Here is a 25,561-nt window from a genome sequence, read left to right as displayed (position 1 = left end):
CCTGCTCGGATGAGCTTCGCTGGTGTAATAAGTTTTGGTCGCTGGATGCCTGCGACAAGCTCCACCGATCACCAGGGGACTCCTTCATATCTTTCAATAACTTCATTTCCATCAACCTGGGATGGGCGGTTCAGCTAGGTTTTTCCTACACTGTCGTTCAATGGGCTGAACATTCCCACCAACGGTTCGATGTAGCGTGCGGCCAACGGACCGACAACGGCCATGATCAGCACATAGGCCGTTGCCAAGGCTGCTAATTCCTGGGTGACTGCGCCGGAAGCGACCGCCAGTCCGGCGATGATGATTGAGAATTCCCCGCGCGCCATAAGCGTCGCTCCGGCACGGAGCCGGCCTGAGCGGGTGATGCCCACTCCCTTTGCGGCCCAGATACCGGTGGCCATCTTGGTCGCCGCAGTGATGACAGCGAGGACTAGCGCCCAACCAAGTACTGGCGGGATGGAAGCAGGATCAGTGTTCAACCCGAACGCCACGAAGAAGATCGCGGCGAAGAGGTCCCGCAAAGGTGCCAGAAGGCGTGTGGCGTTGTGCGATGTGGCACCGGAGATCGCGATGCCGAGCATGAATGCTCCCACTGCCGCCGAGACCTGCATGGCTGATGCGACGCCGGCTACGAGTAGTGCCGCGCCCAAGACGTTCAGGAGGAATACCTCGGAGTTCTCGCTGTCGACAGCCCTGGATACATGGTGTCCGTGACGCAGCGCAACCACAAGGACCAGGCTCACCACAGCCAGTGCGATGCCGACCGTGGTGAGTCCGCCGAGGAAACTGACGCCCGCAAGGATGGCCGTGAGCACGGGAAGGTATATAGCCATGGCCAGGTCTTCGAACACGAGAATGGAGATCACCACACGGGTTTCGCGGTTGCCCATCCGGCCTAGATCAGTGATCACTTTCGCTGCGATCCCCGACGAGGAGATGTATGTGACTCCCCCCAACACCACGGCACCTACGAAACCCCAGTTCAGGAACAGGGCAAGCGCTGCTCCCGGTAGGAAGTTGAGGAAGAGGTCAAGAACTCCGGCCTGCCATGACCTTCGCAGCCCGGTGAAAAGCTCGGACGCCGTGTACTCCAGTCCGAGCATAAGGAGCAGCAGGATGACGCCGATTTCCGCGGACAGGTGAGAAAATTCCTGCATGCCGTCGAGCTCGATGAATCCGCCCGTGCCGAAGGCTAGCCCGCCCAGGAGATAGAGCGGGACGGGAGACACTCCCACCCGTCCGGCCAGCCTCGCCAACAGGCCGAGGCAGAACACCACAGCCCCCAGTTCAATGAGCGTCAGGGCCGTTGAATTCACGGCCGCTACCCCTGGCCCAAAGGGAACGGGTGACTTGTCGTCACTGAGGGGAGCGCGGATTGAACTACCGCTGCATCACGAGTTCGACCAGCGGACGGACGGCGATCATCACGTCCGAGGAGGACAGACACGACGCTGTGGGTGATGATGCTCATGACGGCTTCCTCTCTGAAGCTTCCACTCGCCGAATAGGCCTGGTGAATCATTGTTGTCGACGCCGGCCGATGAATGCCTGCACGCGCAGGCTATGGGTCACATCACCGTGTGCGACGGTATGTCGTTCATGCCGTCATCGTGGCGAACATCAGGGCCATGGCAGCAGCTCCGAGGGCTTCGAGGCTGTGCTCCGTGCGACCGAAATGCCGTGGGTTCACCTGGTTGCGGGTACTGGCTCTTGTGGTCCGCCCGCGCAGTAGAAGGACGAGGAACACTACCGCTGCAACTCCGAAGAGTGCTGTCAGGAGAAGCGCCAGGTCAGGTGAGTGACTTATTCCTGTGTCCGCTGCACCCTGTGCCGCCTGTGTCTGGCTGGCAGGTGCCATTGCATGGTGACCGTGTGACACATTGGTCGGTGCCGGAACGGGTCCAGAACCGGCACTGGTTGAGGGGGCCATCATTGCAACCATGAGAGCCGCACCAGCCATGGTGATGCTGTGGTAAACGCATTTCAGCCGGCCCTGACGACCTGCGCAGAGGATTTTGAATTCCGGCCGGGCAACTGCCTGTATGACGAACCACAGCGCTGCACCGGCGAGGACTGCGATCTGAGCCAGCATGGTCGACGATGCCAGGTTCCACAACATTGCAACCATCAGCAGGTTCATGAATCCGTGAAGACTCTTATTGACCCGGTCCGTGAGCTGGTGGGACCGAGCCGCATGCAGAAGGTGATAGCTACCGCTCAGCAGCAGGACGGCCGTGAAAGTCCAGGTGATTGCCGGGATAGTAAACACTTGGACCACACTCTCACTGATCATTCTGGGGGTTAGCTTCGGTGTGGGGTCCCCGATGCTGTTTCCAGCATCGGGGACCCCCGGAGGATACCGCTCCTTCTCCAGCTTTCAGATAGGTCCGGAACCGGTCAGGTGCATCGGCCTCGGATCTTGCTCGTCCAGGCGTAGGAGATGAGCATCGCTAACGGAAGCGACGTAGGCAGGTTCCTGTTACCTGATGGGATCTGGAAGCCTGTCCAGATCTGCGGCCTCGTCATCCAAATCGTGATCTGACGAGCGAATTGCGGCTGCTTCCTTATCGTGGCGTTTCAGCTCATGTTGGGTGTAGAACCAGATGGGTACGTAGATCCCCAGTACACCGAAGGCCACGATGGTGGAGGTCCACCCGATTTCGAGGCTGTTCAGGTAGACCACACCGATCACGCTCAGGGGCACGTTGAACAGGCCGAAGAACAGGCCGACACCCTTCCAACCCTTGGGTGCCAGGAACGGCCTTTTCAGGTCAGCGTAGGCGGGGTTGTTCTTTGTGATGACGTAGGCGAACAGGCTGAAGCCGTGGGCGATGGTGTAACCGATCGCTGAGGCCGCAAGAACCGCGGCAGCATTCCCCATCGAAATCAGGAAGAGGTTGAAGACCGCGATGACTATCAGCGAAACATAGGGGGTTCCGTGGCTGTTGGTGTGACGGAACATCCTGGGAAGGTTACCTTCCACCGCCATGGAGTGCATGGCGCGGGAGGAGCCAAGGTATGCGGTCTGGATGATCAGGACCATGGCGGCCATCAACATGACGATAACGACGGTGAGCATGATACCGGTCTGACCGAAGACCGCCTGCGCCACGGGGATCAGGGGTGATACGGATTCGGCGATGACACCGTCGACTCCGAGCACGCCGATTACCGAAGCTTGCATCAGGACATACAGGAGCAAGCAGATGATGCCGCAGGCGAACAGTGCCTTCGGCGCATCCTTGGAGGGGTTCTTGTATTCGGGGCCATACATGGCTGCCGTTTCCCAGGCACAGGCACTCCAGTGGGCGATTCCGAAGACACCGAAGAGGATCAGGATATGGTGCATGTCCCAGGCCCAGTCGGTCGGCCACCAGTTGCCGGTGATGTTGCTCATCTCGACGTGTCCGGTCGCGAAGGGCGCCACGGTCAGGATGACCAGCGGTATCAACGATAGAGCTGCCAGGAAGTAGCTCAGGATGGCGCCGTCCTTCAGGCCGAACCAGTTCACCGCGAACAATCCACCGAAAATCACCACACCTGCCCCGAGAGACAGCTGGTACTCGGTGAAAGCTGCGCCCAGCGCCGGAAACAATTCGTGCAGGTAGCCACCGACCAGCAGGGCGAAGATCGCCAGGATGGGGTTCCAGCCGAACCAGTAGCTCCAGGCGGTGAATCCACCGATGAGCTTGCCCTTACCGTGCCGACCTGGATATTTATCCGCATATATCTGCTGTGCGAAACCTGGCACCCCAGAGGTCTTGGGGAAGGTAGTCGCCATCTCTGCGTATGCGGTGTTCTGGAAGAAACCCTGAAGGGTCGATAATGCCCAGATCAGGATAGCTGCAGCAGAGACATACAGGGGGAGATAACCCAAGGATGGAAGAATCAGCAGTGGCACGCCCAACGCGATAGCCGTACCCTGCTTCCAGTCGATTGATCTCTTAAGACCATCGACTCCATCCACATGCTTTTCACTCATAACAATCTTCCTTTGACGACGTTGTCGGAACTTCTAGTTATGTCGACCGTTGGCCAGCTTCTATGGGACGGATTCCGCCGTGCGAAGTAGATGCAGGTCAGAGAGTCGGGGGGTTTCGTTGTGTGCAGACGCACAAGGGAATGTCCCTGTGTGCTCATGCGAAGTGGAGGTCCTGTCGTAACCGGAGGCCGGCCGGCCCCCTGGTCCGCAGTCGTTCATCAGATCGAACGGGGGACGAATGACCTCCGGGCTCATCCGTAGAAGCTATGAGCCTTCGTTGAGGATCCCGCTGCATTGAGAACTCGACTGGAGACTCTGCTGCAGGGACACGGGTTTTGAAAGGCTAAGGTCCCGGAGAGCGCTGTGGCGGTAAGCCGTGTTACGTCCCCCGGGACCTCATTGAAACAATTGCTGATCAGGCAGCTGGATACTGCTTAGTGGGTGGTTTGTCCTTGGTCTGAGCTGCAGTGGTTGGTTGTGGCTGATACGCGGGGTAGGTCCAGGGTGGGGTTTTGGTCGAAGAAGCCGTGGGGTTCGAGGAGGAAGCCGATGTTCTGGCGGGGCATGATGGGCCAGTCCTCGAGCCGGACGACGTGGTGCATGCCGAAGGTGTACCAGACGACGAGGTCTTCATCGACGATGTTCCGGTCCTTTTGGGTCCAGACGTGCACGCCGTCGTGTTCGCCGGTGGCTTGGTTGGGGAACTCTCCGGCGGCGAAGCGTTCTGTGCGGTCGTAGGCGGTGACCCAGAGGTTGTTGCGGGCGAACTGGGCGCGCTTGCTGACGAAGGACTCGTTCCCGNTGCCGGGCAGAAGCTCTGATCCCGGTGGCTGAGGAATTCCGCAGGAACCTGATGGGCCCCGAGCCCACCCTCCTACCGGAGGAATCCGACGTCGTCGCACGCCTGGCAGCAGGAGATGAAGCCCTCGACCTCGCAGCACAACACCCGACGTCCTCGCTCGTCTGGGCGATCCTCGCTGACGAGGCGTACAGAGAAGGACGGACCATCGAGTCCTACGCGTACGCTCGCACCGGCTACCACCGCGGCCTCGACGCGCTCCGGCGCAGCGGCTGGCGCGGCGCCGGTCCCATCCCGTACGCGCACGAGCCGAACCGCGGCTTCCTCCGCGCGCTGTATGCGCTCGGCCGCGCAGCAGCGTCCATCGGTGAGATCGAGGAGGCCGAGCGCATCGCGGTGTTCCTCAAGGAGTCGGATCCGGAGGCGAGCGCACAGCTGGCGAACTGACATATCAGAGGTCACCGGGAAGGGCGGGGGATGCGCGAGCACCCCGCCCTTCCGGTCTGTCAGGGGATGGGTCCGTGAGTGCCGTAGCACACCCGAATCGTGACACCGAAAACCATAAACGAGTAGTCGCATTCCTTGTGCAGCTGTTGCCCCTGCGACCAGAGTTAAAGCTTCCACAGAGCGTGGTGAGGCGAATGGGAGCGGTGTTGGCTATGTCCACAGGAGTAAGCACGGGGCAGCTGTATACAGTCGCGGAAGTGGCCGCCATGATGCGGGTGTCGAAGATGACCGTCTACCGGCTGGTGCAATCGGGGACGATCCACAGCATCAGGTTCGGCAGGTCCTACCGGGTCCCGCAAAGCGCCGTGCGCAACTACCTCGACGCGACGAATCCCGGGTCGGACTTCTCGATCTGATCTGAGCGCGGCCAGGTCCGGCCCGTCCCCGGAACCTGGTGGCTGCGGTTACCGTACTATCGACGCTCTTGATATGTGTATCGATTAACGATAGCTTCGTACTGACAATCAGTAGAAGGAGCTGTCATGCGCCACCTCACCGTCCTCGCACTGCGCATCGTTCTGTGCCTGATGTTCGCAGGCTCTGTCTTCATCCAGGTAGTGATGTTGTCGCTGCTTCGGCTCGACCTCGACACCGCCGATCCCGACGTCGCCCTGATCAGGACTCCGCTCGTCGTGCTGACGGTACTCGGGATCCTCGCCCTGCAGGTGGCCGCCGTCTGCGTCTGGGGGCTCCTGACCATGGTTCGGCGGGGCACGGTCTTCTCGTCGGATGCCTTCCGCCTGGTGGACATCGTCATCGGGGCCTTCGCTGCCGCGAGCCTGTCCACCTTCGGTCTTGGTGTGGCACTGGCCCCTGGGGAAGCGGTGGCGCCAGGGGTGGTGCTGCTCATCGGGGGAGTCGCGGTCATGATCGCGGCCGTGGCGCTGGTCGTGCTCGTGCTGCGCGCACTGCTCGTCCAGGCCGTGAGGACGGACACCGAGGCCCGTGACCTGCGCACCGAACTCGACGAGGTCATCTGATGCCGATCATCGTCAGGATCGATGTCGAGCTCGCGCGGCGGAAGATGAGCGTGGGGGAGTTCGCGGAGCGGATCGGACTGACGCCCGCGAACGTCGCAGTGCTCAAGAACGGTCGCGCCAAAGCGGTCCGCTTCAGTACCCTCGAGGCCATGTGCAGGGTGCTCGACTGCCAGCCCGGGGACCTTCTGGAGTGGGTCGACGACGACGGATCCCCTGTCGGCGAGCGGGCAGATCAGGGCGACGCCGTGCAGACTTACGGGGGCGAGGCCACTCCGACGCCGCATCCCGACTCCGCCCGTGCTCACGGGGGCAGCGCGGAGTCGCAGAGTGGTGATTCTTCCGCATCCCGTGCCGGAGGTTCCGTATGAGGAGCCTCGCTCGGTTCTTCCCGGCCGCTCCCGCGCCCGGTACCGCCGGCGACGCGGGTCTCTTCGGCCCGGAATCCACGGCCTGGCAGATTGCACGCGAACGGTTGATCGTCGCCGGCGGGCCCGCCGCACTCCTGCTGCAGATCGCGCATCCGCTCGTCGCGGAGGGCGTGCGTGCGCACAGCGATTTCTCCACCGACCCTCTCCAGCGGCTACGCGGAACGCTCGACGCCGTGCTCACCGTCACCTTCGGCGACCGGGACCAGGTACGTGCTGCGGCCGGCCATGTGGCGCGGAAGCACCGTCCCGTGCACGGTTCCCTGCCCGAGCAAGAAGGTTCCATTCCCGCAGGGACCGCCTACAGCGCCTACGATCCGGAGCTCGCGCTCTGGGTGTTCTCGACGCTGGTGTGGACGGCGATCGAAGTGACGCACGCCTTCCTGCGCCCCCTCGAACCTGCGGAGCGCTCGGCCTACTACCGCGACATGCGGCAGCTGGGCCACGTCTTCGGCGTCCCGGACCCACGTCTGCCCCGCGATTACGAGGCACTTGGCCGCTATGTCGCCGAACAGATCGGCGAGACACTCGCCGTCGGGCCGACTGCGCAGCGGATCGCCCGGCAGATCCTCGCGCCGGAACCGCCGATCTTCGCATGGCCGCTGCGACCTGTCCCTTCCATCCTGGCCGCGGGCGTCCTTCCGGCCGCACTCCGCGCTGCGTACGGTCTGCCCTGGCGACGGCGGGAACGGGTGGTGTTCGCCGTCGCTCGTCGCGCCGCGCGCGTCGTCGTACCCCTCACTCCAGCCCGGCTGCGGTACTGGCCGCACTACCTCGTAGCTCGCGACCGGATGGGCCTGTAGGCACCGCCTCGACCCCAATCGCTGCAACTGCCGGCGCTGCAACTGCCGGCGCCGCACCTGTCGACGCCCGCAACCGCTCAAGCGCCCGCGCGACCGCCCAGCCCGCTCAGCTGCGCGGGGATGGCGATTCGTGCGGTCCGGGCGAGCGGACGGCCGGCACCCGGAGCCCGGCCAGGGCGGTCAGGCGGCCTCGGGGCGGCGGATCGTCGTCGTCACCGACACCAGCTGCGGGCGCGGCGGGGCGGAGCTGAAGCCGAACCGCACGGGCGGGCTGACAGGCGCGAGCGCGCCGAGGTCGCGTCCCTGCCAGGTCGCCGTCGCCCCGGACACAGCCCGGGCCGATGTCACTCCGTAGTACTCGGTGCGGCCGTGGCCTGCAGAGCCCGCCGTCGCCACGCCCTTCACCAGCAGAGACGCCACCGGGTTGATGAGCGCGAGCCAGCGCGGATGCGTGGCCAGGCGCGACGGGACGAGGCCGAGCAACCGCCCGAGCAGGGTGACCGCGCCGACCTCCGCGAGGACCTGCAGGTCCCCGGCGTCGACGACGAGCCGGTGCGGCGTCAGCGTCGAGGTGATGGGCGACAGCAAGACGTCGTCGAACGTGTAGGTGGCGCCGACGTAGTCCGCGATCTCCTGCCGGGGCGCCAGCAGGGTGCGCCTGCCCGCGGCGTCCTCCATCATCACGTCGGTGAACGCTCCGAAGGGGGAAGTGTCCCAGCGGCCGATCACGAGACGGGTGCCCGAGGCGGTGCCCATTCCGGCGATGTGTCCTTCGAAGACGTCCATGTCCCCATTGTGCACGGAGGTTCAGTGCTGCCCGGCAGCCCGGTCGGGCCATCGCAACGGAACCGCAATCGTGCTGCCCGGGCTTTTTCGACGCCCCCTGAGTGCCTCGGCTAAACTCGGACGGTAAGAGCCCCAGTGGCCGCACGGTGTGCGGCCGGTTGGGGCGTTCTGATGCACGGCGTACTTTCCGCGGTTGCGCGGGAGGAACCCGTACCGATGGGGGAGGATCCCATGCCAGCAATCGTCATTGTCGGAGCCCAGTGGGGCGACGAGGGTAAGGGCAAGGCCACTGACCTGCTTGGCGGCCGGGTCGACTACGTCGTGAAGCCGAACGGCGGCAACAACGCCGGGCACACCGTCGTCGTCAACGGCGAGAAGTACGAGCTGAAGCTCCTTCCTGCCGGCATCCTCAGCCCCAACGCCATTCCGATCATCGGCAACGGCTGCGTCATCAACCTCGAAGCCCTCTTCGAGGAGATCGACGGGCTCGAGGCCCGCGGCGCCGATACCTCGAAGCTGCGCGTGTCCGCGAACGCGCACCTCGTGGCGCCGTACCACCAGGTGCTGGACAAGGTCACCGAACGCTTCCTCGGGAAGCGTGCCATCGGCACCACGGGCCGCGGAATCGGCCCCGCCTACATGGACAAGGTGGCCCGCCTCGGACTGCGCGTCCAGGACGTCTTCGACGAGTCGATCCTGCGCCAGAAGGTCGAGGGTTCGCTCAAGCAGAAGAACGAACTGCTCGTGAAGGTGTACAACCGGCGCAACGTCGAGGTCGAGGAGGTCGTGGAGTACTTCCTGTCCTTCGCCGAGCGGCTCAAGCCCCTCGTCATCGACTCCACCTTCGTGCTCAACGAGGCGCTCGACGCCGGCAAGGTCGTCCTCATGGAAGGCGGCCAGGCCACGTTCCTCGACGTCGACCACGGCACCTACCCGTTCGTGACGTCGTCGAATCCGACCGCAGGCGGTGCGTCCGTCGGGTCCGGTATCGGCCCCACGCGCATCAGCCGTGCGGTGGGCATCATCAAGGCCTACACGACGCGGGTCGGTGCGGGTCCCTTCCCCACCGAGCTCTTCGACGACATGGGGATGTACCTGCAGACCAAGGGCGGCGAGTTCGGCGTGAACACGGGCCGCCCGCGCCGCTGCGGCTGGTACGACGCCGTGCTTGCGCGCCATGCCTCGCGCGTGAACGGCTTCACGGACTACTTCGTGACGAAGCTCGACGTCCTCACGGGCATCGAGACCATCCCGGTGTGCGTGGCGTACGACGTCGACGGCGTACGCCACGACGAGATGCCCATGACGCAGACCGAGTTCCACCACGCGAAGCCGATTTTCGAGTACTTCGACGGATGGACCGAGGACATCACGGGAGCCCGGACCATCGAGGACCTGCCCGACAACGCACAGACCTACGTGCGCGCGCTGGAGAAGCTGTCCGGTACGCGGTTCTCCGCGATCGGCGTCGGCCCGGACCGCGAGCAGACCATCGTGGTCAACGACCTCATCGGGAGCTGATACCTCCGGATACAGGAACGGCCCCCACGCCTGGCGAGGGGGCCGTTCCTGTGCCTGCCATCGGGTCGGCAGGCACAGGTACTAGAGGTTGACGGTGATGTCTGCGCCCTCGCGCAGCTCCGCGATCAGGGTTTGCGCGGCAGCCGACAGTTTCTCGCCGGACAGCTGTTCCTCGATCTGCGCACGCACGTCCTCGAGCGGCGGGATGGGCGTTGCGGTTTCGCCGGATGATTCCTGCTGGGCGACGGCGGCGTCGTAGGTGTCCTGGATCTCCTGGTCGGTAGGCGCGGTATCTCCGGCTTCCTCCGCGATCAGCGCATCCAGTTTCACCTGGTCCGAGAGCTGCTGGTCGAAGGCGGCGTCGTCGAGGCCCTGCTCAGCGAACGCAGCACGCAGCTCTTCCTCCGAGCCGAGCTGGCTGCTCTCCAACAGCTTGTCGGTCGCGGCGGTGAGGGCCTCGGGACTGGCCTCGATACCCCGCTTCTCCGCCTCCTGCCGCAGCAGTTCGGTGCTGACGAGGTTGTCCGCGACGGTGGTCCTCAGCTGAGCCTGATCGAGTTCCTGCCCGCTCGCCTGTGCGGAGGACGCGGCCTGCTGGAACTGGCCCTCGTAGGTGGTGGTGAAGATGTCGCGGCCGATCTCCGTGCCGTTGACGACCGCGACGACCTCGGGGATGTCCGCGAGGTCCGGCTCAGGGAGGGCTGCTGCGGACTCCGACGCCCCGGCGGCAGGCTCGCTGGCGGCGCTGGATTCCGCGGCGCCGTCCGCAGGGTCTTCCCCGCTGCCGCAGGCGCTCAAGAGGGCGGCCGATCCGATGAACGCGGCAGCGAGTAGCCGCCTTTTCCGTGCTGTGGCTGGGAAGGCCATAGGTGCTGTCCTCAAAGTTGGAGAATGATCAGCCTGCAACTGTAGCAATCGCCCGTGGCAGTTCGCTCGACATTCCCTGTACGCCCGCTGGGTACGCCGGCGGTGCGGACGGTGTCACCAACCCCACGTACCTGCGCCTCCCTTGAACGGTCCGACGATCGAGGCCGTGATCCAGCCACCGTAGAAGTCACCCTCCTGCGCCTGGACCGTCTCGCCGTCCACGGTGCATGCGTCCATCTGGGAGGGGTAGATCGCGGCGCGGGTGGACAGATCCTCGTAGCCGCGGACGGGAGTGGGGTAGGTCCAGGCTCCGCGGGGGCTGCTCGCACCGCCGGTGACGACGTCGAAGTAGCCGGCTGCTCCTTTGAACTCGCAGTGCGTGGTGCCCTCGACCGGAACCAGGACGCCGGGCGCGAAGTCCCCGATCGGCAGGTAGTAGACCGGTGGGTGGCTCGTCTCGAGGACCCGGACCGCCCTGTCGGTCCGGGCGATCAGCTGCCCGCCGAAGCGGACCTCGATGATCGCCGACGTCCGCTCCACGCGTGGCGGCCGGGGGTAGTCCCAGACGGACTCCTGGCCGGGGCCGGGCGTGACGCGCTTGCTCCTCATCGGGTTCTTCATGGAACGAGGGTACTCCGGCGCGCCGGGCGGGAGTCTGTACGCTTGACGGACGGCACGGCGGACAGGTGAGGATGGCAGCATGAAAGTCAGCGTTGGTCAGTTCAAACCGGGTGGGGACGCCCCGGCAAACCTCGCGGTCATGCGGGAACTCGCAGGGCAGGCGAGTTCCGAGGGCTCCGAGCTGATCGTCTTCCCCGAGGAATCCATGTTCTCGATCGGCAACGTGGAGGGCTCGCTCCAGCGGGCCGTGGAGGACAACTGGACCTCCTTCGTCCAGCAGCTGTCCTTCCTCGCGGCCGAGCACTCCATCGCCGTCGTTGCCGGCGGGTACGAGTCGAGCGGCGAGGAACGGCCCTTCAATACGCTCGTCCTCGTGGACGCCACCGGCCGGATCGTCGACACCTACCGCAAGCTCCACCTCTATGACGCCTTCAGCTACTCCGAGTCCACGCGTATCAAACCGGGCGACGGCGGCATCAAGGTCGCCGACCTCGGCGGGGTCCGGGTGGGGCTCATGACGTGCTACGACATCCGCTTTCCCGAGCAGGCGCGCGCGCTGGTCGATGCCGGTGCCGACCTCCTCTGCGTACCCGCCGCATGGTTCAAGGGCGAGCACAAGGTCGACCACTGGGAGACCCTGCTCAAGGCACGCGCCATCGAGAACACGGTCTGGGTGGCCGCGGCCGGAACGTCGAGTGGCCACACGATCGGCCACTCGGCCATCATCGACCCCATGGGTATTCCCCAGGTGCACCTCGAGGACGAGGAGCGCGGGATCGTCACCACGGACGTGACCCGCCGCAGGGTCGACGACGTCCGCGAGTTCCTCCCGGTGCTCCGCAATCGGCGCTTTGCGCGGAACGACACCATTGTCGACTCCCACTGACGCGGTGAACGCCGCGGGCAGCGTCGCCGCGGAGAGCCGGCAGCGGCCAGCGGACCCCGCCCGCGCCGCGAACATCCGCGATGTGGCCCGCCGCGCCGGCGTCTCCCACCAGACGGTCTCCCGCGTCATCAACGGGCACCCGAGCCTCCGGGCCGAGACGCGCGACCGCGTGCTCGCCGCGATGGACGAGCTCAGCTTCCGTCCGAATCGGGCCGCCCGCGCGCTCGTGACCAGCCGGTCCACCACCATCGGCGTGCTCGTGAGCAAGGGTTTCGAATACGGCCCCGCCGCCAGCCTGCAGGCCATCGACAGCGCTGCGCGGGAGGCAGGGTACGGCGTCGACGTCGCGCACCTCGACGACGTCGACGGCGATTCGATCCGTGCGGCCCTCGACCGGCTGCTTGCCCACGGCGTCGACGGGCTCATCATCCTGGCGCCCCAGACCCAGACTCTCGGCGAGATCGAACGGCTGTCGATCACGCTGCCCTTCGTGACGGTCCATTCGGCGAAGGCCCATGACGACCATCGCCTGTCCGTCGACCAGGCAGGCGGAGCGGCTCTTGCCACCCGGCACCTGCTCGAGCTCGGTCACCGACGCATCGTGCACGTGGCCGGTCCGGACGGCTGGTTCGAGACCGAGGCGCGTATCCGGGGATACCGCAGCGAGATGGAGGCCTGGGGATGCACGCCGGAGAATCTTCTGACCGGGGACTGGACAGCCGAGTCGGGTTACAGGGTGGGACTTGGCATGGCACGGGATCCGGGCGTCACCGCGGTGTTCTCCTCGAACGACCAGATGGCACTCGGGCTCTTCCACGCCTTCCGCGAGAACGGGCGCAGGGTGCCTGAGGACATGAGCGTGGTCGGGTTCGACGACGTCCCGGAAGCTCCGCACTACTGGCCGCCGCTCACGACAGTGCGGCAGGACTTCCCGGAGCTGGGCAGACGGTGCGTCGCGAGGTTGCTCGGGCTCATCGGGGACGGAGGAGCGGGGGTGGTGCCGGGCGTCGCCGGCGCCGCGCCCGATGTGATCCCCGAACTCGTCGTCCGCGCGTCGACAGCGGAGGTAGCGGCCGATACGTCCTCGTTACCCGCGGATCATTGACATCGCCCACGGAGGCACGCTTACACTGGTAGCTGCAATGTGAACGGTCACATGGATGGTCACGTGATCCGTACACCACCACTTCGATCCACCAGAGCACTGCTACGCGGTGTCGAGAAGAACAAAGAGGTCCTTCCCTTGAGTGACTCCACCACGGGCGCATCCATGACCGGGGCATACGCCGGCACCGGAACCACCTACGTCATCGGCGTCGACTACGGCACCCTGTCGGGGCGCGCCGTCGTCGTCCGCGTCTCCGACGGCGCCGAACTCGGTGCCTCCACGCTCGACTATCCCCACGCCGTCATGGACGCCACGCTGGCGGCCACCGGGGAGCAGCTCCCACCCGAGTGGGCGCTGCAGGTCCCATCGGACTACGTCGACGTCCTCCGCGTGGCCGTTCCCGCGGCCGTGAGGGAAGCGGGCATCGACCCGCAGGACGTCATCGGCATCGCCACCGACTTCACCGCCTGCACCATGGTGCCCACCCTCGCCGACGGCACACCGCTCAACGAGGTGCCCGGGTACGAGGGCCGCCCGCACTCCTACGTCAAGTTGTGGAAGCACCACGCAGCGCAGGGCCAGGCCACCCGCATCAACGAACTGGCCGCCGAGCGCGGTGAGGCCTGGCTGCCCCGCTACGGCGGGCTCATCTCCAGCGAATGGGAGTTCGCGAAGGGACTCCAGCTGCTCGAGGAGGACCGCGAGCTGTACGACCTGATGGAGCACTGGGTCGAGGCCGCCGACTGGATCGTCTGGCAGCTCACGGGCGAGTACGTGCGGAACGCCTGCACCGCCGGGTACAAGGGCATCTACCAGGATGGCGCGTACCCGTCCGACGAGTTCCTCGCGGCCCTCAACCCCGACTTCGCCGGTTTCGCCCGCGAGAAGGTCGCGCACACCATCGGCGCACTCGCGTCGAAGGCGGGATCACTCTCGGAGGAGGCAGCGGCCTGGACGGGACTGCCCGCGGGCATCGCCGTCGCCGTCGGGAACGTCGATGCGCACGTGACAGCCCCCGCAGCACAGGCGACCGATCCCGGTCAGATGGTGGCCATCATGGGCACCTCGACCTGCCACGTCATGAACTCGGACCGGCTGAGTGAGGTGCCCGGCATGTGCGGCGTCGTCGACGGCGGGATCGTCGAGGGCTTCTACGGCTACGAGGCCGGGCAGTCCGGCGTCGGCGACATCTTCGCCTGGTTCGTCGCCAACCAGGTGCCCGGCGAGATCAAGGACGCCGCCACGGCACAGGGCCTGAGCGTGCACGAGTACCTGACCGAACAGGCGCAGGTGGAGCCCGTCGGCGCCCACGGTCTCGTGGCCCTCGACTGGCACTCCGGCAACCGTTCCGTCCTCGTGGACCACGAGCTGTCCGGCACCATCGTGGGCCTGACACTGGCCACCAAGCCGCACGAGGTGTACCGGGCGCTGCTGGAATCGACGGCGTTCGGAACCCGGAAGATCGTCGAGACCTTCAACGCCGCCGGCGTTCCCGTCACCGAGTTCGTCGCCGCAGGCGGACTCATCCGCAATCCCTTCCTGATGCAGGTCTACGCGGACGTCCTCAACATGCCCATCTCGGTGATCGGCAGCTCGCAGGGACCAGCCCTGGGTTCCGCCATCCATGCCGCGGTCGCCGCCGGTGCCTATGAGGACATCCACGCGGCCGCCGCCGCGATGGGCCGCCTCGACAGGGCCGCTTACACTCCCGATCCCGAGAGCGCGGCCGCCTATGACGCCCTCTATCGCGAGTACGCCGAACTGCACGACTACTTCGGCCGTGGCGCCAACGACGTTATGCATCGGTTGAAAGCCCTCCGCCGTTCGGCCCGCACGCCGCAGGCAGTGTCGGCATGACCGGCGCCACCGCCTTCGGCCCGGAGATCGAAGCCGCGATCGCCGGGGTCCGCAGGGACGTCGCAGCGCTGCATGCGGAACTCGTGCGCTACGGACTCGTCGTCTGGACCGGCGGCAACGTCTCCGGCCGCGTCCCCGGAGCGGACCTGTTCGTCATCAAGCCCTCCGGCGTCAGCTACGACGAGCTGACGCCGGAGAACCAGATCCTGTGCGACCTCGACGGCAACGTCATCGAGGGAACGCCCGGGTCGGACCGGTCGCCGTCGAGTGACACCGCCGCCCACGCCTACGTGTACCGCCACATGCCCGACGTCGGCGGCGTGGTGCACACGCACTCCACCTATGCGGTGGCCTGGGCCGCCCGCGGCGAGGCCATCCCCTGTGTCATCACGGCAATGGCGGACGAGTTCGGCGGGGAGATACCCGTGGGTCCCTTCGCGATCATCGGTGACGACTCGATCGGTCGCGGAATCGTCGAGACGCTGGCGAACCACCGCTCCCGTGGCGTCCTGATGAAGAGCCACGGGCCCTTCACCATCGGCAAGGACGCGAAGGATGCCGTCAAGGCCGCCGTCATGCTCGAGGACGTCGCCCGCACCGTCCACATCTCGCGCCAGCTCGGCGCGCCCGCAGGCATCCAGCCCGAGCACATCGACTCACTGTTCGACCGCTACCAGAACGTGTACGGTCAACCCACGACTCCAGGAGCCCCCGCATGAGCCCCCTCAGCACGACCCTCGATGCCTATGAAGTCTGGTTCCTCACCGGGAGCCAGGACCTCTACGGTGAGGAAACCCTGCAGCAGGTCGCGGAACAGTCCCAGGAGATCGTCCGGATGCTCGGCGAGTCCGGCCTTCCCGTGAAGGTCGTCTGGAAGCCGACGCTCAAGGACTCCGCCTCGATCCGCCGGATGGCGCTCGAGGTCAACGCCGCTGACCAGGCGATCGGCGTGATCGCCTGGATGCACACCTTCAGTCCCGCCAAGATGTGGATCGCGGGCCTCGACGCCCTCCGCAAGCCCCTGCTGCACCTGCACACCCAGATCAACGTCGCCCTGCCGTGGGCCGAGATCGACTTCGACTTCATGAACCTCAACCAGGCCGCGCACGGCGACCGCGAGTTCGGGTACATCCAGTCGCGGCTCGGCGTGCCGCGGAAGACCGTCGTCGGGCACGTCTCGAGCCCCGACGTCTGCGCGAAGGTCGCCACCTGGCAGCGGGCCGCTGCCGGCTGGGCTGCCGTGCACGAACTCAAGGTCGCCCGCTTCGGTGACAACATGCGCAACGTCGCGGTCACCGAGGGTGACAAGACGGAGGCGGAGCTGCGGTTCGGCGTCTCGATCAACACCTGGGGCGTCAACGATCTCGTCGCCGCCGTCGAGGCCCAGTCCGAGTCCGACATCGATGCGCTCGTGGCCGAGTACGAGGAGACGTACGACGTCGTCCCCGAACTCCGGCGCGGCGGGAACCGGCACGAGTCGCTGCGCTACGGCGCGCGCCAGGAACTCGGCCTGCTGTCCTTCCTCGAGGAGGGTGGCTTCGGTGCCTTCACCACGAACTTCGAGGACCTGGGCGTGCTCCGCCAGCTGCCAGGCCTCGCCGTCCAGCGGCTCATGGCACGCGGCTACGGCTTCGGTGCCGAGGGCGACTGGAAGACCGCCGTCCTCGTCCGGGCGGCCAAGGTGATGGGTGCAGGACTGCCCGGCGGCGCCTCCCTGATGGAGGATTACACCTACCACCTGGTGCCGGGGGAGGAGAAGATCCTCGGAGCGCACATGCTCGAGATCTGCCCTACCCTGACCACGTCCAAGCCCTCCCTGGAGGTGCACCCGCTCGGAATCGGCGGCAAGGAAGACCCCGTACGGCTCGTGTTCGACACGGACGCCGGTGCCGGCGTCGTCGTCGCGATGTCGGATATGAGGGACCGCTTCCGCCTCACGGCCAACGCCGTCGAGGTCGTCCCGCCCGACGCCCCGCTTCCCAACCTGCCGGTCGCCCGCGCAGTGTGGAAGCCGGAGCCGAGCCTCGAAACGTCCGCAGCGGCCTGGCTCAGTGCCGGCGCCGCGCACCACACCGTCCTCACCACCGCGGTGGGCCTCGAGGTCTTCGAGGACTTCGCGGACATCGCCGAGGTCGAACTGCTGCGGATCGACGCCGATACCAGGCTGCGTGACTTCCAGCGTGAGCTGCGCTGGAACGCCGCATACTACCGGCTGGCGCAAAAACTGTAAGAGCTCCTCCCCGAAAGCCGGCAACGCTGCCGGAAACCACTCACAAGAAAGTTCCACCATGAATCGGAAATACCTGGCCGGCATCGCGGCCGCCAGCATCCTGACCCTCAGCCTCACCGCCTGCGGTGGGAGCAGGGGCGGCGGCGACGCCGCTGCCGAGGGCGGATCCAATGAAGGTGCAAAGATCGGCGTGGCCATGCCCACGCAGCAGTCCGAGCGCTGGATCGCCGACGGCGAGAACGTCAAGAGCCAGCTCGAGGAGCTCGGCTACGACGTCGACCTCCAGTTCGCGAACGACGACATCCCGACGCAGATCTCGCAGATCGAGAACATGATCAACGGCGGCGTGAAGGCCCTCGTGGTCGCCTCGATCGACGGCACCACGCTGACGAGCGTCCTCGACCAGGCCGAGGCCCAGGACATCCCGGTCATCGCCTACGACCGCCTGATCAACGAGTCGGACACCGTGGACTACTACACGACCTTCGACAACGAGGAAGTCGGCGTCCAGCAGGCCACCTCGCTGCTCACCGGCCTCGGCATCCTCGACGCCGAGGGCAAGGAGACCGGCGAGATGGGTCCGTTCGACGTCGAGCTCTTCGCCGGAAGCCCGGACGACAACAACGCGACGTTCTTCTGGGACGGTGCGATGAAGACGCTCAAGCCGTACCTGGACAGCGGCGTGCTCCGCGTGCCCAGCGGCCAGACGGAGTTCGAGCAGGCAGCGATCCTCCGCTGGCTGCCCGACACCGCCCAGGACCGCATGGAGGACCTCCTCACCGTCGGCGGCGGCGAGCGGCTCGAAGGCGTCCTCTCGCCCTACGACGGTCTCTCCATCGGTATCATCTCGGCCCTGACCTCGGGCGGTTACTCGGCGGACGAACTCCCGGTCGTCACCGGGCAGGACGCCGAGGTGGGCTCGGTGAAGTCCATCGTCGAGGGTGAGCAGTACTCGACGATCTTCAAGGACGTCCGCGAGCTCGGCAAGCAGGCCGTCACCATGGTCGACGCACTGATGAAGGGCGAGGAGCCCGAGGTGAACGACACCGAGACGTACGACAACGGCGTCAAGGTGGTCCCTGCCTACCTGCTCGAGTCGCAGATCGTCACGGTCGACAACTACGAGGCAGCGCTCGTCGAGACCGGCTACTACACCGAGGACGACCTCAAGTAACCGTTCCACAGCACTCCTGATACCTGTGGCTCCGTACCGCTCCGGTCCGGAGCCACAGGCTGCTGTACCTCGCCCGGCCGTCGCCGGGACTTCCACTCAAGTAAGCGAGGCTCGACCATGGCGGAGAACATCCTTCGGATGCGCCGCATCACCAAGACCTTCCCGGGCGTGAAGGCACTGCAGGACGTCAATCTCGACGTCGCGCGCGGAGAAGTCCACGCGATCTGCGGAGAGAACGGGGCCGGGAAATCGACCCTCATGAAAGTGCTGTCGGGTGTGTACCCGCACGGCACGTACGACGGCGACATCGAACTCGAGGGTTCCGTCGTCGAATTCAAGGACATCCGCGACAGCGAGCGTGACGGCATCGTCATCATCCACCAGGAGCTCGCCCTCTCACCCTTCCTCTCCGTCGCCGAGAACATCTTCCTCGGCAACGAGCGGGAGAAGCGCGGGTTCATCAACTGGAACGAGACCAACGTGGAGGCAGCCAAGCTCCTGCGCCGTGTGGGCCTCGACCTCAACCCCGTGGTGCGTGCGGGCGATATCGGTGTGGGAAAGCAGCAACTCGTCGAGATCGCCAAGGCACTGTCGAAGAACGTGAAGCTGCTGATTCTCGACGAGCCCACCGCAGCCCTGAACGACGAGGACTCCGCGCACCTCCTCGGGCTGGTGAAGGGACTCCGTGACGAGGGGATCACGTGCATCATCATCAGCCACAAGCTCAACGAGATCCGGGCGATCGCCGACTCCGTGACCATCCTCCGTGACGGCCGCACTATCGAGACGCTGAGTCTCCACGATGGCTCCGTCACCGAGGAGCGCATCATCAAGGGCATGGTGGGCCGGGACATGGAAAGCCGCTATCCGGACCGCACGCCGGTGATCGGCGAGGAAGTGCTCCGCGTCGAGGACTGGACGGTGCATCACCCGCAGGAGGGTTCCCGCGTGGTGGTCGACTCCGCGAACCTCTCGGTCCGTGCCGGTGAGGTCGTCGGTATCGCCGGCCTGATGGGCGCCGGCCGCACCGAGCTCGCCATGAGCATCTTCGGGCGGAGCTACGGTTCACGTATTACCGGCACTCTCTACAAGAACGGGACGCCGATCACGGCGCGCAGCGTCGGGGAGGCGATCCGACACGGTATCGCGTACGCCACGGAGGACCGCAAACGGTACGGCCTGAACCTGATCGACGACATCAAGCGCAATGTCTCCGGTGCGGCCCTCGGCAAACTGGCGAAGCGCGGCTGGGTGGACAGCGGACGCGAGGCCGTCGTCGCCGGCGAGTACCGCCGCTCGATGAACATCAAGGCACCCACCGTCACGGCCATCACCGGCAAGCTCTCCGGCGGTAACCAGCAGAAGGTGGTGCTCTCGAAGTGGATGTTCTCGGACCCCGACGTCCTCATCCTCGACGAACCCACGCGCGGGATCGACGTCGGTGCCAAATACGAGATCTACACGATCATCAACCGCCTGGCTGCGGAGGGGAAGGCCGTCATCGTCATCTCCTCGGAGTTGCCCGAGCTTCTCGGCATCTGCGACCGCATCTATACCCTCGCCGAAGGCCGCATCACCGCCGAAGTGCCCATCGGGCAGGCGACCCCCGAACTTCTCATGCAGTACATGACCAAGGAAAAGGACTGATTCCATGGCAACCACAGTCAAAGACCCCGCAGTGACCGCACCTCCGCCTCCCGTGAAGCACGGGCTGGCCTTCCTCACGAGCCGGCTGCGTCAGATCGGCATCTTCGTAGCGCTCATCGTCATCGTCGCCCTGTTCCAGGTGCTGACCGGGGGCGCGCTGCTCATGCCGGACAACGTCTCGAACATCATCGTCCAGAACAGCTACATCCTGCTGCTGGCCATCGGCATGGTCATGATCATCGTCGCCGGGCATATCGACCTGTCCGTCGGGTCCGTGGCGGCCTTCGTCGGCGCGATGTCCGGCATCATGATCCAGGACTGGGGCTTCACCTGGTGGGTGGCCTTCATCGCCTCGCTCGTGATCGGCGGGATTGTTGGCGCCTGGCAGGGCTTCTGGGTGGCCTACGTGGGCATCCCCGCCTTCATCGTGACACTCGCGGGCATGCTCGTGTTCCGCGGACTCACGCAGATCGTGCTCGAGAACCAGCGCATCACCGGGTTCCCCGAGGAGTACCGCCAGCTCGGCGGCGGCTTCCTCTTCCCCGGGCTCTTCCCACCGGAGACGAACCTCCTCGACTGGACCACGGTGGTCCTCGGCGTCGTCGCCGTCGTCCTTCTCGTCGCCAGCCAGCTCCGGGGGCGGGCCACGCGCGCGCGCCTGAAGCTCGAGGACGAGCCCGCGGCCTGGTTCTTCACCAAGCTCGCGTTCATCGCCGCCATCATCCTGGGCCTGACCTACCTGCTGGCCGGCTCCCGCAGCGGAACGCCGATCGTCCTCGTGGTCCTCGGCATCCTGATCGTCGCCTACAGCCTGGTCATGAGCAACAGCGTGTTCGGTCGCCACATCTACGCTCGCGGTGGGAACCTGCAGGCCGCACAGCTCTCGGGCGTCAACACGAAGCGCATCGACTTCATGCTCTTCGTGAACATGGGCGTGCTCGCGGCCCTGGCGGGACTCATCTTCACCGGTCGCCTGAACTCGGCCGGCCCGGGTGCAGGCAACCTGTTCGAGCTCGACGCCATCGCGGCGGCGTTCATCGGTGGTGCAGCGGTGACCGGTGGCGTGGGAACCGTGATCGGCGCCATCACCGGCGGTCTCATCATGGGCGTGCTGAACAACGGCATGTCCCTGCTGGGTGTGGGGATCGACGTCCAGCAATTCATCAAGGGCATGGTGCTCCTGCTCGCCGTCGGGTTCGACGTCTTCAACAAGCGCCGCGCCTCCAACGCCCTCAAATAGGCCGGCAGCAGGAAACGAAGAAAGGATGGGCAGGGCGCGACGCCCGCGACCTGCCCATCGATCACCGAACTATGAGCGCCGCTTCGAGGCTCATTCCCCAACGGGCCTCGAAGCGGCCTTCTCATTCCCGCAGGTCTGTGGCGCGAAGAGCCGATCGGGGCTCACACACCGCAGCGACCTACGCCCCACCCCGGGTAGCCGGTGGATCCTGTCCAGCAGGCGTAGCCTTCGCATCTCCGGCGGCGGCAACAACGACGGCGGCGGCGGCGGCGGCGGCTCCGGCGACGGATTCACCCTGCGCCACGCCGTCGTTCCTGGCTGCAGCGGCTTCAGCGGTGGCACCGGCTCCGACGCCCAGCGCTCCCTCGACGAGCCGCACGACATCCTCGCTGGTTTCGGCAGCCCTCAGGGAGGCGGTGAAGTCCTTCCGGATGAGCGATCGCGCGAGCTTCGAGAGCACCTTCAGGTGCTCCGCGTCGGTGCCGGGTGACCCGGCGATGAAGAACACGAGGTCAGCTGGGCCGTCCTTGGCACCGAAGTCGACGGCGGGGGACAACCGTGCCACGGCGAGCGTCGGGACGAGCACGGCTTTCGACCGGCAATGGGGGAGGGCGATTCCCCCAGGGATTCCTGTCGCGGTTCTCTCCTCACGTGCCAGGGCATCGGCATAGAGGCCGTCCGCCTTGCTGGCGCGTCCCTGTCCCGCGACCTGTTCAGCGAAGTAGCGGATCACCGAGGACCGGTCTGTGCCTACATTCGCATCCAGGGTGACAAGCTCCGGAGTGATGAGATCGGACATTGGACTTCCTCCTGTGCAAAGGGTGTTGCCTGGGGTGCGTCCGCTACGGCCTGGACCGCCGGCACCTACCGTCGTCGCGTCCCCTGCTGCCGGTCGAACAGTCGCATCCGTCGCTGATGCCGAGGGACCTGACGAAGAAGCCCTACGAGGTGATCTGCCGCTTCGAGGAGATGATACCCGTGTTGAACCCCGCCAGGTTGAGCCCGCCGTGGAACCGCGCATGCTCGATCTTGATACACCGGTCCATCACGACGTTCAGGCCGGCTGCTTCGGCGTCCCGCGCCACGTCCTCGTGCCAGGAACCGAGCTGCAGCCAGAGCGTTTTCGCGCCGACGTCGAGCGTCTCCTTCAGGACGGAGGGGAGGTCGTCGTGCTTGCGGAACACGTCGACGACATCGGGAACCTCGGGCAGGTCCTCGAGGGACGGGTAAGCCGGCTGCCCGAGGATCTCCTTGGCCACCGGATTCACGAAGTAGAGGCGGTACGGGGAACTCGACTGGAGGTAGGTGGCCACGAAGTAGGACGCGCGCGACGGCTTGTCCGACGCCCCGACGATCGCGACGGACCGCGCGTTCCTGAGAAGCGCGAGGCGTTCGGGTGCCGACGGGCCTTCCCAGGTACGTTCCGGTGCAGTACTGCTCATGCTCCCACTCCTACCGCGCGCGTTGCCGAGGCGTCGTCGTCGTTTCCTCCGGCGGACTCCTGCGGGAGGTCGTCGAAGGCTTCGTCGGAGGCGTCGAAGGCGAGGTCGAGCGCCTGGTCGAGATCCCACAGGATGTCACCGAGGTCCTCCAGCCCCACGGAGATGCGCACGAGGTCCTCGGGTACGCCGGCCGCGACGAGCTGCTCGGCGGAGAGCTGCTGGTGCGTCGTCGAGCCCGGATGGATCACGAGGGTGCGCGAATCACCCACGTTCGCGAGGTGCGAGGCGAGTTGCAGCGACTCGATGAATTTCTGCCCGGCCTTGCGTCCGCCCTTGATGCCGAAGCTGAACACGGACCCGGGGCCCTGGGGCAGGTATTTCTTCGCGCGCTCGTGGTGCACGTGCGTGGGCAGACCTGCGTAGTTGACGTACTCCACGCGGGGGTCGGCCTGCAGCCACTCCGCCACGGCCTGGGCGTTCTCGAGGTGTTCGTCCAAACGCTGGGCCAGGGTCTCCACGCCCTGCAGCAGCTGGAATGCGGACATGGGCGAGAGCGACGGCCCGATGTCGCGGAGCTGCTCGGTCCGGAGCTTCGTCAGGAAGCCGTACTCACCGAAGTTCGCCCACCACTGGATGTTGCCGTAGGAGGGGACGGGCTCGGTCATCATGGGGAACTTGCCGTTTCCCCAGTCGAACCTGCCGCTCTCCACGATCACGCCGCCCAGGGTGGTGCCATGCCCACCGATGAACTTGGTGGCGGAGTGGATGACGATGTCCGCGCCGTGCTCGATCGGCCGCACGAGGTACGGCGTGCTGAGGGTCGAGTCGACGATGAACGGGACGCCGGCGTCGTGGGCCACTTTCGCCAGACCTGCGAGGTCCGCGATCTCACCCGAGGGATTCGCGATGACCTCGGCGTACACGGCCTTGGTGTTCTCGCGGATGGCGGCTGCGTAGTCCGCCGGATCGGTGCCGGGAACGAAGGTGGTCTCGATACCGAAGCGCCGCAGCGTCACGTCGAGCTGCGTCACGGTCCCGCCATAGAGCTGTGAGGCCGCAACGATGTGGTCGCCGGCCTGGCACAGCGCAGCGAAGGTGAGGAACTCCGCGCTCATGCCCGACGCCGTCGCTACCGCGCCGATGCCGCCCTCCAGCGATGCGATGCGCTCCTCGAAAGCCGCCACCGTGGGATTACCGATGCGCGAGTAGATGTTGCCGTACTTCTGCAGCGCGAAGAGGTTTGCGGCGTCGTTCGTGTCCTTGAAGACGAACGACGTCGTCTGGTAGATCGGGACGGCTCGGGCGCCATGGGTGGCGTCAGGGGTGCCACCGGCGTGCAGTGCACGCGTGCGGAAACCGAAGGAGCGTTCTGCCATCAGACACCTGCCTTGCTGGGGAGGGTACCGGCGAGGGTCTCGCCCGGATCGAAGTCGACGCCTGCCTTGCGTGCCGCATCCGCTTCGAGTTCACGCACGATCGGCAGGATGTCGGTGCCGAAAGCCGCGACCTCCTCCTGGAAGTGCAGGTAGCAGGTGAGGAACAGATTGACGCCGATCTTCTTGTACTCGACGATCCGCTCGGCAATCTGCTCCGGGGTACCGATGAGCTGGGTCTTGAAGCCGTCGTTGTACTGCACGAGGTCCTCGAACGAGGAGTCCGCCCACATGCCCTTGCCATCCTTCGTGGAGGCGCCGGCTTCCTGCACCGCGTCACGGAAACCCTCGACCGCGGGCCGGTGCGCCTTCTCGACGATCTCGCGCAGCGTGTCGCGGGCCTCCTTCTCGGAGTCGCGGGCGATCACGAAGCCGTTGAGTCCGTAGCGGGGGCGCCGACCCACTTCGGCTGCGGACGCCTGGACGCCGGCGATATTCTCCTTGAAACCCTCGAGGTCCTTGCCGTTCGAGAAGTACCAGTCAGCGACGCGCCCGGCAGTGGCCTGCGCCGCCGTGGAGTTGCCACCGAAGAAGACTTCCGGATGCGGGCGTCCCGGAACGTCCACGGGAGCGGGGCTCAACGTGAAGTTGTTGATGTTGTAGTACTTGCCGGACTGGGTGTAGCCCTGCTCGGTCCACAGTCCGCGCAGGATCCGGATGAATTCCTCGGTGCGGACATAGCGCTCGTCGTGCTCGAGCCACTCGAGGCCGAAATTGACGAACTCGTCCTTGAGCCAGCCGGAGACGATATTGACAGCGGCGCGGCCGTTCGAGATGTGGTCCGCGGTGATGATGAATTTTGCCAGCACGCCGGGGTGCCACATGCCGGGATGGACGGCGGCGATGACCTTGAGCTTCTCGGTCGCAGCCAGGAGGGCGAGCGAGAAGCTCGTGGCCTCATGCTGCTTGTCCGCGCCGTAGGAGGCGGCGTATCGAGTCTGCGAAAGGGCGTACTCGAAGCCGGCGTCCTCCGCGATACGCGCGAGCTTCTTGTTGTAGTCGAAGTCCCAGCTCGTGCGCTGCTCGATGGTCGAGACCACCAGGCCGCCACTGACGTTGGGAACCCAGTAGGCGAATTTCAGGGGGGTGGAAAGGTCGGCGACGCTCATTATTTCCTCCATCGTCCTGGCAGTAGCACCCTCATGTCGCCGTTCGATGGCGGCAGCCAGGGTTGCTGCGGCTTCATGGAGCCAGGTCTCTCAGCCGCTCGGGATGGTCGGTTCGAGTCTGACACCGGGACGCTGCAGAACCAA

24 protein-coding genes, 1 pseudogene and 1 riboswitch are annotated in these 25,561 nt (G+C 65.7%); of the genes and pseudogenes, 14 read left to right on the top strand and 11 right to left on the bottom strand.

Annotation, left to right across the window (positions count from 1 at the left end; all coding sequences use genetic code 11):
- Positions 1 to 134: 134 nt before the first annotated feature.
- The 4 genes from D6T63_RS08640 to D6T63_RS08625 form a co-directional block, all read right to left on the bottom strand.
- Positions 135 to 1,316 (bottom strand): cation:proton antiporter, encoded by a 1,182-nt coding sequence (locus tag D6T63_RS08640; RefSeq protein ID WP_120148607.1) that lies wholly within the window; start codon positions 1,314 to 1,316, stop codon positions 135 to 137.
- 281 nt (positions 1,317 to 1,597) lie between these two features.
- Positions 1,598 to 2,293 carry a DUF5134 domain-containing protein gene (locus D6T63_RS08635; RefSeq protein WP_120148606.1) on the bottom strand — a complete coding sequence of 232 codons (696 nt, stop codon included), beginning with the start codon at positions 2,291 to 2,293 and terminating at the stop codon, positions 1,598 to 1,600.
- Between the two features lie 186 nt (positions 2,294 to 2,479).
- Complete coding sequence (locus D6T63_RS08630) at positions 2,480 to 3,982, bottom strand: APC family permease (protein WP_120148605.1); 1,503 nt, start codon at positions 3,980 to 3,982, stop codon at positions 2,480 to 2,482.
- A gap of 434 nt (positions 3,983 to 4,416) precedes the next feature.
- Positions 4,417 to 4,884, bottom strand: coding sequence for a copper amine oxidase (locus D6T63_RS08625; protein ID WP_235830639.1), 468 nt, complete (start codon positions 4,882 to 4,884; stop codon positions 4,417 to 4,419).
- Between D6T63_RS08625 and D6T63_RS08620 the strand changes: the two genes are divergently transcribed.
- The 5 genes and pseudogenes from D6T63_RS08620 to D6T63_RS08600 all read left to right on the top strand — a co-directional run bounded on the left by D6T63_RS08620 (position 4,809) and on the right by D6T63_RS08600 (position 7,496).
- Positions 4,809 to 5,228: a DUF3151 domain-containing protein gene (locus tag D6T63_RS08620; RefSeq protein ID WP_120148604.1), complete on the top strand. Its 420-nt coding sequence runs from the start codon at positions 4,809 to 4,811 to the stop codon at positions 5,226 to 5,228. The genes D6T63_RS08625 and D6T63_RS08620 overlap by 76 nt on opposite strands.
- 212 nt (positions 5,229 to 5,440) lie before the next feature.
- Positions 5,441 to 5,644 (top strand): helix-turn-helix domain-containing protein, encoded by a 204-nt coding sequence (locus D6T63_RS08615; RefSeq protein WP_120148927.1) that lies wholly within the window; start codon positions 5,441 to 5,443, stop codon positions 5,642 to 5,644.
- A 126-nt stretch (positions 5,645 to 5,770) separates the two neighbouring features.
- A complete protein-coding gene (locus D6T63_RS08610; protein WP_120148603.1) occupies positions 5,771 to 6,268 on the top strand; it encodes a DUF2975 domain-containing protein in 498 nt (165 codons plus the stop codon).
- Positions 6,268 to 6,501 (top strand): annotated as a pseudogene (locus D6T63_RS08605) (helix-turn-helix domain-containing protein); the annotation flags it as partial. The gene D6T63_RS08610 and the pseudogene D6T63_RS08605, both read left to right, overlap by 1 nt.
- Before the next feature lie 131 nt (positions 6,502 to 6,632).
- A complete protein-coding gene (locus tag D6T63_RS08600) occupies positions 6,633 to 7,496 on the top strand; it encodes an oxygenase MpaB family protein (protein ID WP_120148602.1) in 864 nt (287 codons plus the stop codon).
- A 180-nt stretch (positions 7,497 to 7,676) separates the two neighbouring features.
- Here the strand turns inward: D6T63_RS08600 and D6T63_RS08595 are convergent, their stop codons facing one another.
- Positions 7,677 to 8,282 carry a hypothetical protein gene (locus D6T63_RS08595; protein WP_120148601.1) on the bottom strand — a complete coding sequence of 202 codons (606 nt, stop codon included), beginning with the start codon at positions 8,280 to 8,282 and terminating at the stop codon, positions 7,677 to 7,679.
- A 231-nt stretch (positions 8,283 to 8,513) separates the two neighbouring features.
- Between D6T63_RS08595 and D6T63_RS08590 the strand changes: the two genes are divergently transcribed.
- Positions 8,514 to 9,803: an adenylosuccinate synthase gene (locus D6T63_RS08590; RefSeq protein WP_120148926.1), complete on the top strand. Its 1,290-nt coding sequence runs from the start codon at positions 8,514 to 8,516 to the stop codon at positions 9,801 to 9,803.
- Positions 9,804 to 9,884: 81 nt separating this feature from the next.
- On the opposite strand, the gene D6T63_RS08585 is transcribed toward D6T63_RS08590, so the two are convergent.
- Together D6T63_RS08585 and D6T63_RS08580 are read right to left on the bottom strand one after the other, a co-directional pair.
- Complete coding sequence (locus tag D6T63_RS08585; protein ID WP_120148600.1) at positions 9,885 to 10,670, bottom strand: SurA N-terminal domain-containing protein; 786 nt, start codon at positions 10,668 to 10,670, stop codon at positions 9,885 to 9,887.
- Positions 10,671 to 10,784: 114 nt separating this feature from the next.
- Positions 10,785 to 11,291 carry a DUF427 domain-containing protein gene (locus tag D6T63_RS08580; RefSeq protein ID WP_235830638.1) on the bottom strand — a complete coding sequence of 169 codons (507 nt, stop codon included), beginning with the start codon at positions 11,289 to 11,291 and terminating at the stop codon, positions 10,785 to 10,787.
- Between the two features lie 79 nt (positions 11,292 to 11,370).
- Between D6T63_RS08580 and D6T63_RS08575 the strand changes: the two genes are divergently transcribed.
- The 8 genes from D6T63_RS08575 (at position 11,371) to mmsB (ending at position 21,433) form a co-directional block, all read left to right on the top strand.
- Positions 11,371 to 12,177 carry a carbon-nitrogen hydrolase family protein gene (locus tag D6T63_RS08575; protein ID WP_120148598.1) on the top strand — a complete coding sequence of 269 codons (807 nt, stop codon included), beginning with the start codon at positions 11,371 to 11,373 and terminating at the stop codon, positions 12,175 to 12,177.
- Positions 12,178 to 12,181: 4 nt separating this feature from the next.
- Complete coding sequence (locus D6T63_RS08570) at positions 12,182 to 13,282, top strand: LacI family DNA-binding transcriptional regulator (protein ID WP_120148597.1); 1,101 nt, start codon at positions 12,182 to 12,184, stop codon at positions 13,280 to 13,282.
- Positions 13,283 to 13,447: 165 nt separating this feature from the next.
- Positions 13,448 to 15,142: a ribulokinase gene (gene araB, locus D6T63_RS08565; RefSeq protein WP_120148925.1), complete on the top strand. Its 1,695-nt coding sequence runs from the start codon at positions 13,448 to 13,450 to the stop codon at positions 15,140 to 15,142.
- Positions 15,139 to 15,861: an L-ribulose-5-phosphate 4-epimerase gene (locus tag D6T63_RS08560; RefSeq protein WP_120148596.1), complete on the top strand. Its 723-nt coding sequence runs from the start codon at positions 15,139 to 15,141 to the stop codon at positions 15,859 to 15,861. Before araB ends, D6T63_RS08560 begins: the two co-directional genes overlap by 4 nt.
- Positions 15,858 to 17,372, top strand: coding sequence for an L-arabinose isomerase (araA, locus tag D6T63_RS08555; protein WP_120148595.1), 1,515 nt, complete (start codon positions 15,858 to 15,860; stop codon positions 17,370 to 17,372). Before D6T63_RS08560 ends, araA begins: the two co-directional genes overlap by 4 nt.
- A 58-nt stretch (positions 17,373 to 17,430) precedes the next feature.
- Positions 17,431 to 18,546 carry a multiple monosaccharide ABC transporter substrate-binding protein gene (gene chvE, locus D6T63_RS08550; RefSeq protein WP_120148594.1) on the top strand — a complete coding sequence of 372 codons (1,116 nt, stop codon included), beginning with the start codon at positions 17,431 to 17,433 and terminating at the stop codon, positions 18,544 to 18,546.
- Between the two features lie 117 nt (positions 18,547 to 18,663).
- Positions 18,664 to 20,193 (top strand): multiple monosaccharide ABC transporter ATP-binding protein, encoded by a 1,530-nt coding sequence (gene mmsA / locus D6T63_RS08545; RefSeq protein WP_120148593.1) that lies wholly within the window; start codon positions 18,664 to 18,666, stop codon positions 20,191 to 20,193.
- 4 nt (positions 20,194 to 20,197) lie between these two features.
- Positions 20,198 to 21,433 carry a multiple monosaccharide ABC transporter permease gene (gene mmsB, locus D6T63_RS08540; RefSeq protein WP_120148592.1) on the top strand — a complete coding sequence of 412 codons (1,236 nt, stop codon included), beginning with the start codon at positions 20,198 to 20,200 and terminating at the stop codon, positions 21,431 to 21,433.
- A gap of 178 nt (positions 21,434 to 21,611) precedes the next feature.
- On the opposite strand, the gene D6T63_RS08535 is transcribed toward mmsB, so the two are convergent.
- From D6T63_RS08535 to sfnG, 4 genes are all read right to left on the bottom strand, one after another.
- Entirely contained in the window at positions 21,612 to 22,232 is a 621-nt protein-coding gene (locus D6T63_RS08535; RefSeq protein WP_120148591.1) for a PTS sugar transporter subunit IIA, read from the bottom strand.
- A 142-nt stretch (positions 22,233 to 22,374) separates the two neighbouring features.
- Positions 22,375 to 22,875, bottom strand: coding sequence for a CoA-binding protein (locus D6T63_RS08530; RefSeq protein WP_120148590.1), 501 nt, complete (start codon positions 22,873 to 22,875; stop codon positions 22,375 to 22,377).
- Positions 22,872 to 24,251: an O-acetylhomoserine aminocarboxypropyltransferase/cysteine synthase family protein gene (locus D6T63_RS08525; protein ID WP_235830637.1), complete on the bottom strand. Its 1,380-nt coding sequence runs from the start codon at positions 24,249 to 24,251 to the stop codon at positions 22,872 to 22,874. The genes D6T63_RS08530 and D6T63_RS08525 overlap by 4 nt, the downstream gene beginning before the upstream one ends.
- Positions 24,251 to 25,429 carry a dimethylsulfone monooxygenase SfnG gene (sfnG, locus tag D6T63_RS08520; protein ID WP_120148589.1) on the bottom strand — a complete coding sequence of 393 codons (1,179 nt, stop codon included), beginning with the start codon at positions 25,427 to 25,429 and terminating at the stop codon, positions 24,251 to 24,253. Before sfnG ends, D6T63_RS08525 begins: the two co-directional genes overlap by 1 nt.
- A riboswitch (SAM riboswitch) is annotated at positions 25,423 to 25,527 on the bottom strand. (Overlaps the previous gene by 7 nt.)
- Positions 25,528 to 25,561: the final 34 nt, after the last annotated feature.

This window comes from Arthrobacter cheniae, from assembly GCF_003602275.1.
GTDB classification, from domain to species: domain Bacteria; phylum Actinomycetota; class Actinomycetes; order Actinomycetales; family Micrococcaceae; genus Arthrobacter_D; species Arthrobacter_D cheniae.
This window is presented reverse-complemented; position numbering and strand designations above follow the sequence as displayed.

Coding starts and splice junctions, on each gene's coding strand:
- D6T63_RS08580 (WP_235830638.1), bottom strand. CDS start 11,291: ATGAAGAACCCGATGAGGAGCAAGCGCGTCACGCCCGGCCCCGGCCAG.
- D6T63_RS08595 (WP_120148601.1), bottom strand. CDS start 8,282: ATGGACGTCTTCGAAGGACACATCGCCGGAATGGGCACCGCCTCGGGC.
- D6T63_RS08585 (WP_120148600.1), bottom strand. CDS start 10,670: ATGGCCTTCCCAGCCACAGCACGGAAAAGGCGGCTACTCGCTGCCGCG.
- araB (WP_120148925.1), top strand. CDS start 13,448: ATGACCGGGGCATACGCCGGCACCGGAACCACCTACGTCATCGGCGTC.
- D6T63_RS08635 (WP_120148606.1), bottom strand. CDS start 2,293: ATGATCAGTGAGAGTGTGGTCCAAGTGTTTACTATCCCGGCAATCACC.
- D6T63_RS08630 (WP_120148605.1), bottom strand. CDS start 3,982: ATGAGTGAAAAGCATGTGGATGGAGTCGATGGTCTTAAGAGATCAATC.
- D6T63_RS08560 (WP_120148596.1), top strand. CDS start 15,139: ATGACCGGCGCCACCGCCTTCGGCCCGGAGATCGAAGCCGCGATCGCC.
- D6T63_RS08600 (WP_120148602.1), top strand. CDS start 6,633: ATGAGGAGCCTCGCTCGGTTCTTCCCGGCCGCTCCCGCGCCCGGTACC.
- sfnG (WP_120148589.1), bottom strand. CDS start 25,429: ATGGAGGAAATAATGAGCGTCGCCGACCTTTCCACCCCCCTGAAATTC.
- D6T63_RS08615 (WP_120148927.1), top strand. CDS start 5,441: ATGTCCACAGGAGTAAGCACGGGGCAGCTGTATACAGTCGCGGAAGTG.
- D6T63_RS08610 (WP_120148603.1), top strand. CDS start 5,771: ATGCGCCACCTCACCGTCCTCGCACTGCGCATCGTTCTGTGCCTGATG.
- D6T63_RS08575 (WP_120148598.1), top strand. CDS start 11,371: ATGAAAGTCAGCGTTGGTCAGTTCAAACCGGGTGGGGACGCCCCGGCA.
- D6T63_RS08525 (WP_235830637.1), bottom strand. CDS start 24,251: ATGGCAGAACGCTCCTTCGGTTTCCGCACGCGTGCACTGCACGCCGGT.
- D6T63_RS08590 (WP_120148926.1), top strand. CDS start 8,514: ATGCCAGCAATCGTCATTGTCGGAGCCCAGTGGGGCGACGAGGGTAAG.
- D6T63_RS08530 (WP_120148590.1), bottom strand. CDS start 22,875: ATGAGCAGTACTGCACCGGAACGTACCTGGGAAGGCCCGTCGGCACCC.
- D6T63_RS08535 (WP_120148591.1), bottom strand. CDS start 22,232: ATGTCCGATCTCATCACTCCGGAGCTTGTCACCCTGGATGCGAATGTA.
- mmsA (WP_120148593.1), top strand. CDS start 18,664: ATGGCGGAGAACATCCTTCGGATGCGCCGCATCACCAAGACCTTCCCG.
- chvE (WP_120148594.1), top strand. CDS start 17,431: ATGAATCGGAAATACCTGGCCGGCATCGCGGCCGCCAGCATCCTGACC.
- araA (WP_120148595.1), top strand. CDS start 15,858: ATGAGCCCCCTCAGCACGACCCTCGATGCCTATGAAGTCTGGTTCCTC.
- mmsB (WP_120148592.1), top strand. CDS start 20,198: ATGGCAACCACAGTCAAAGACCCCGCAGTGACCGCACCTCCGCCTCCC.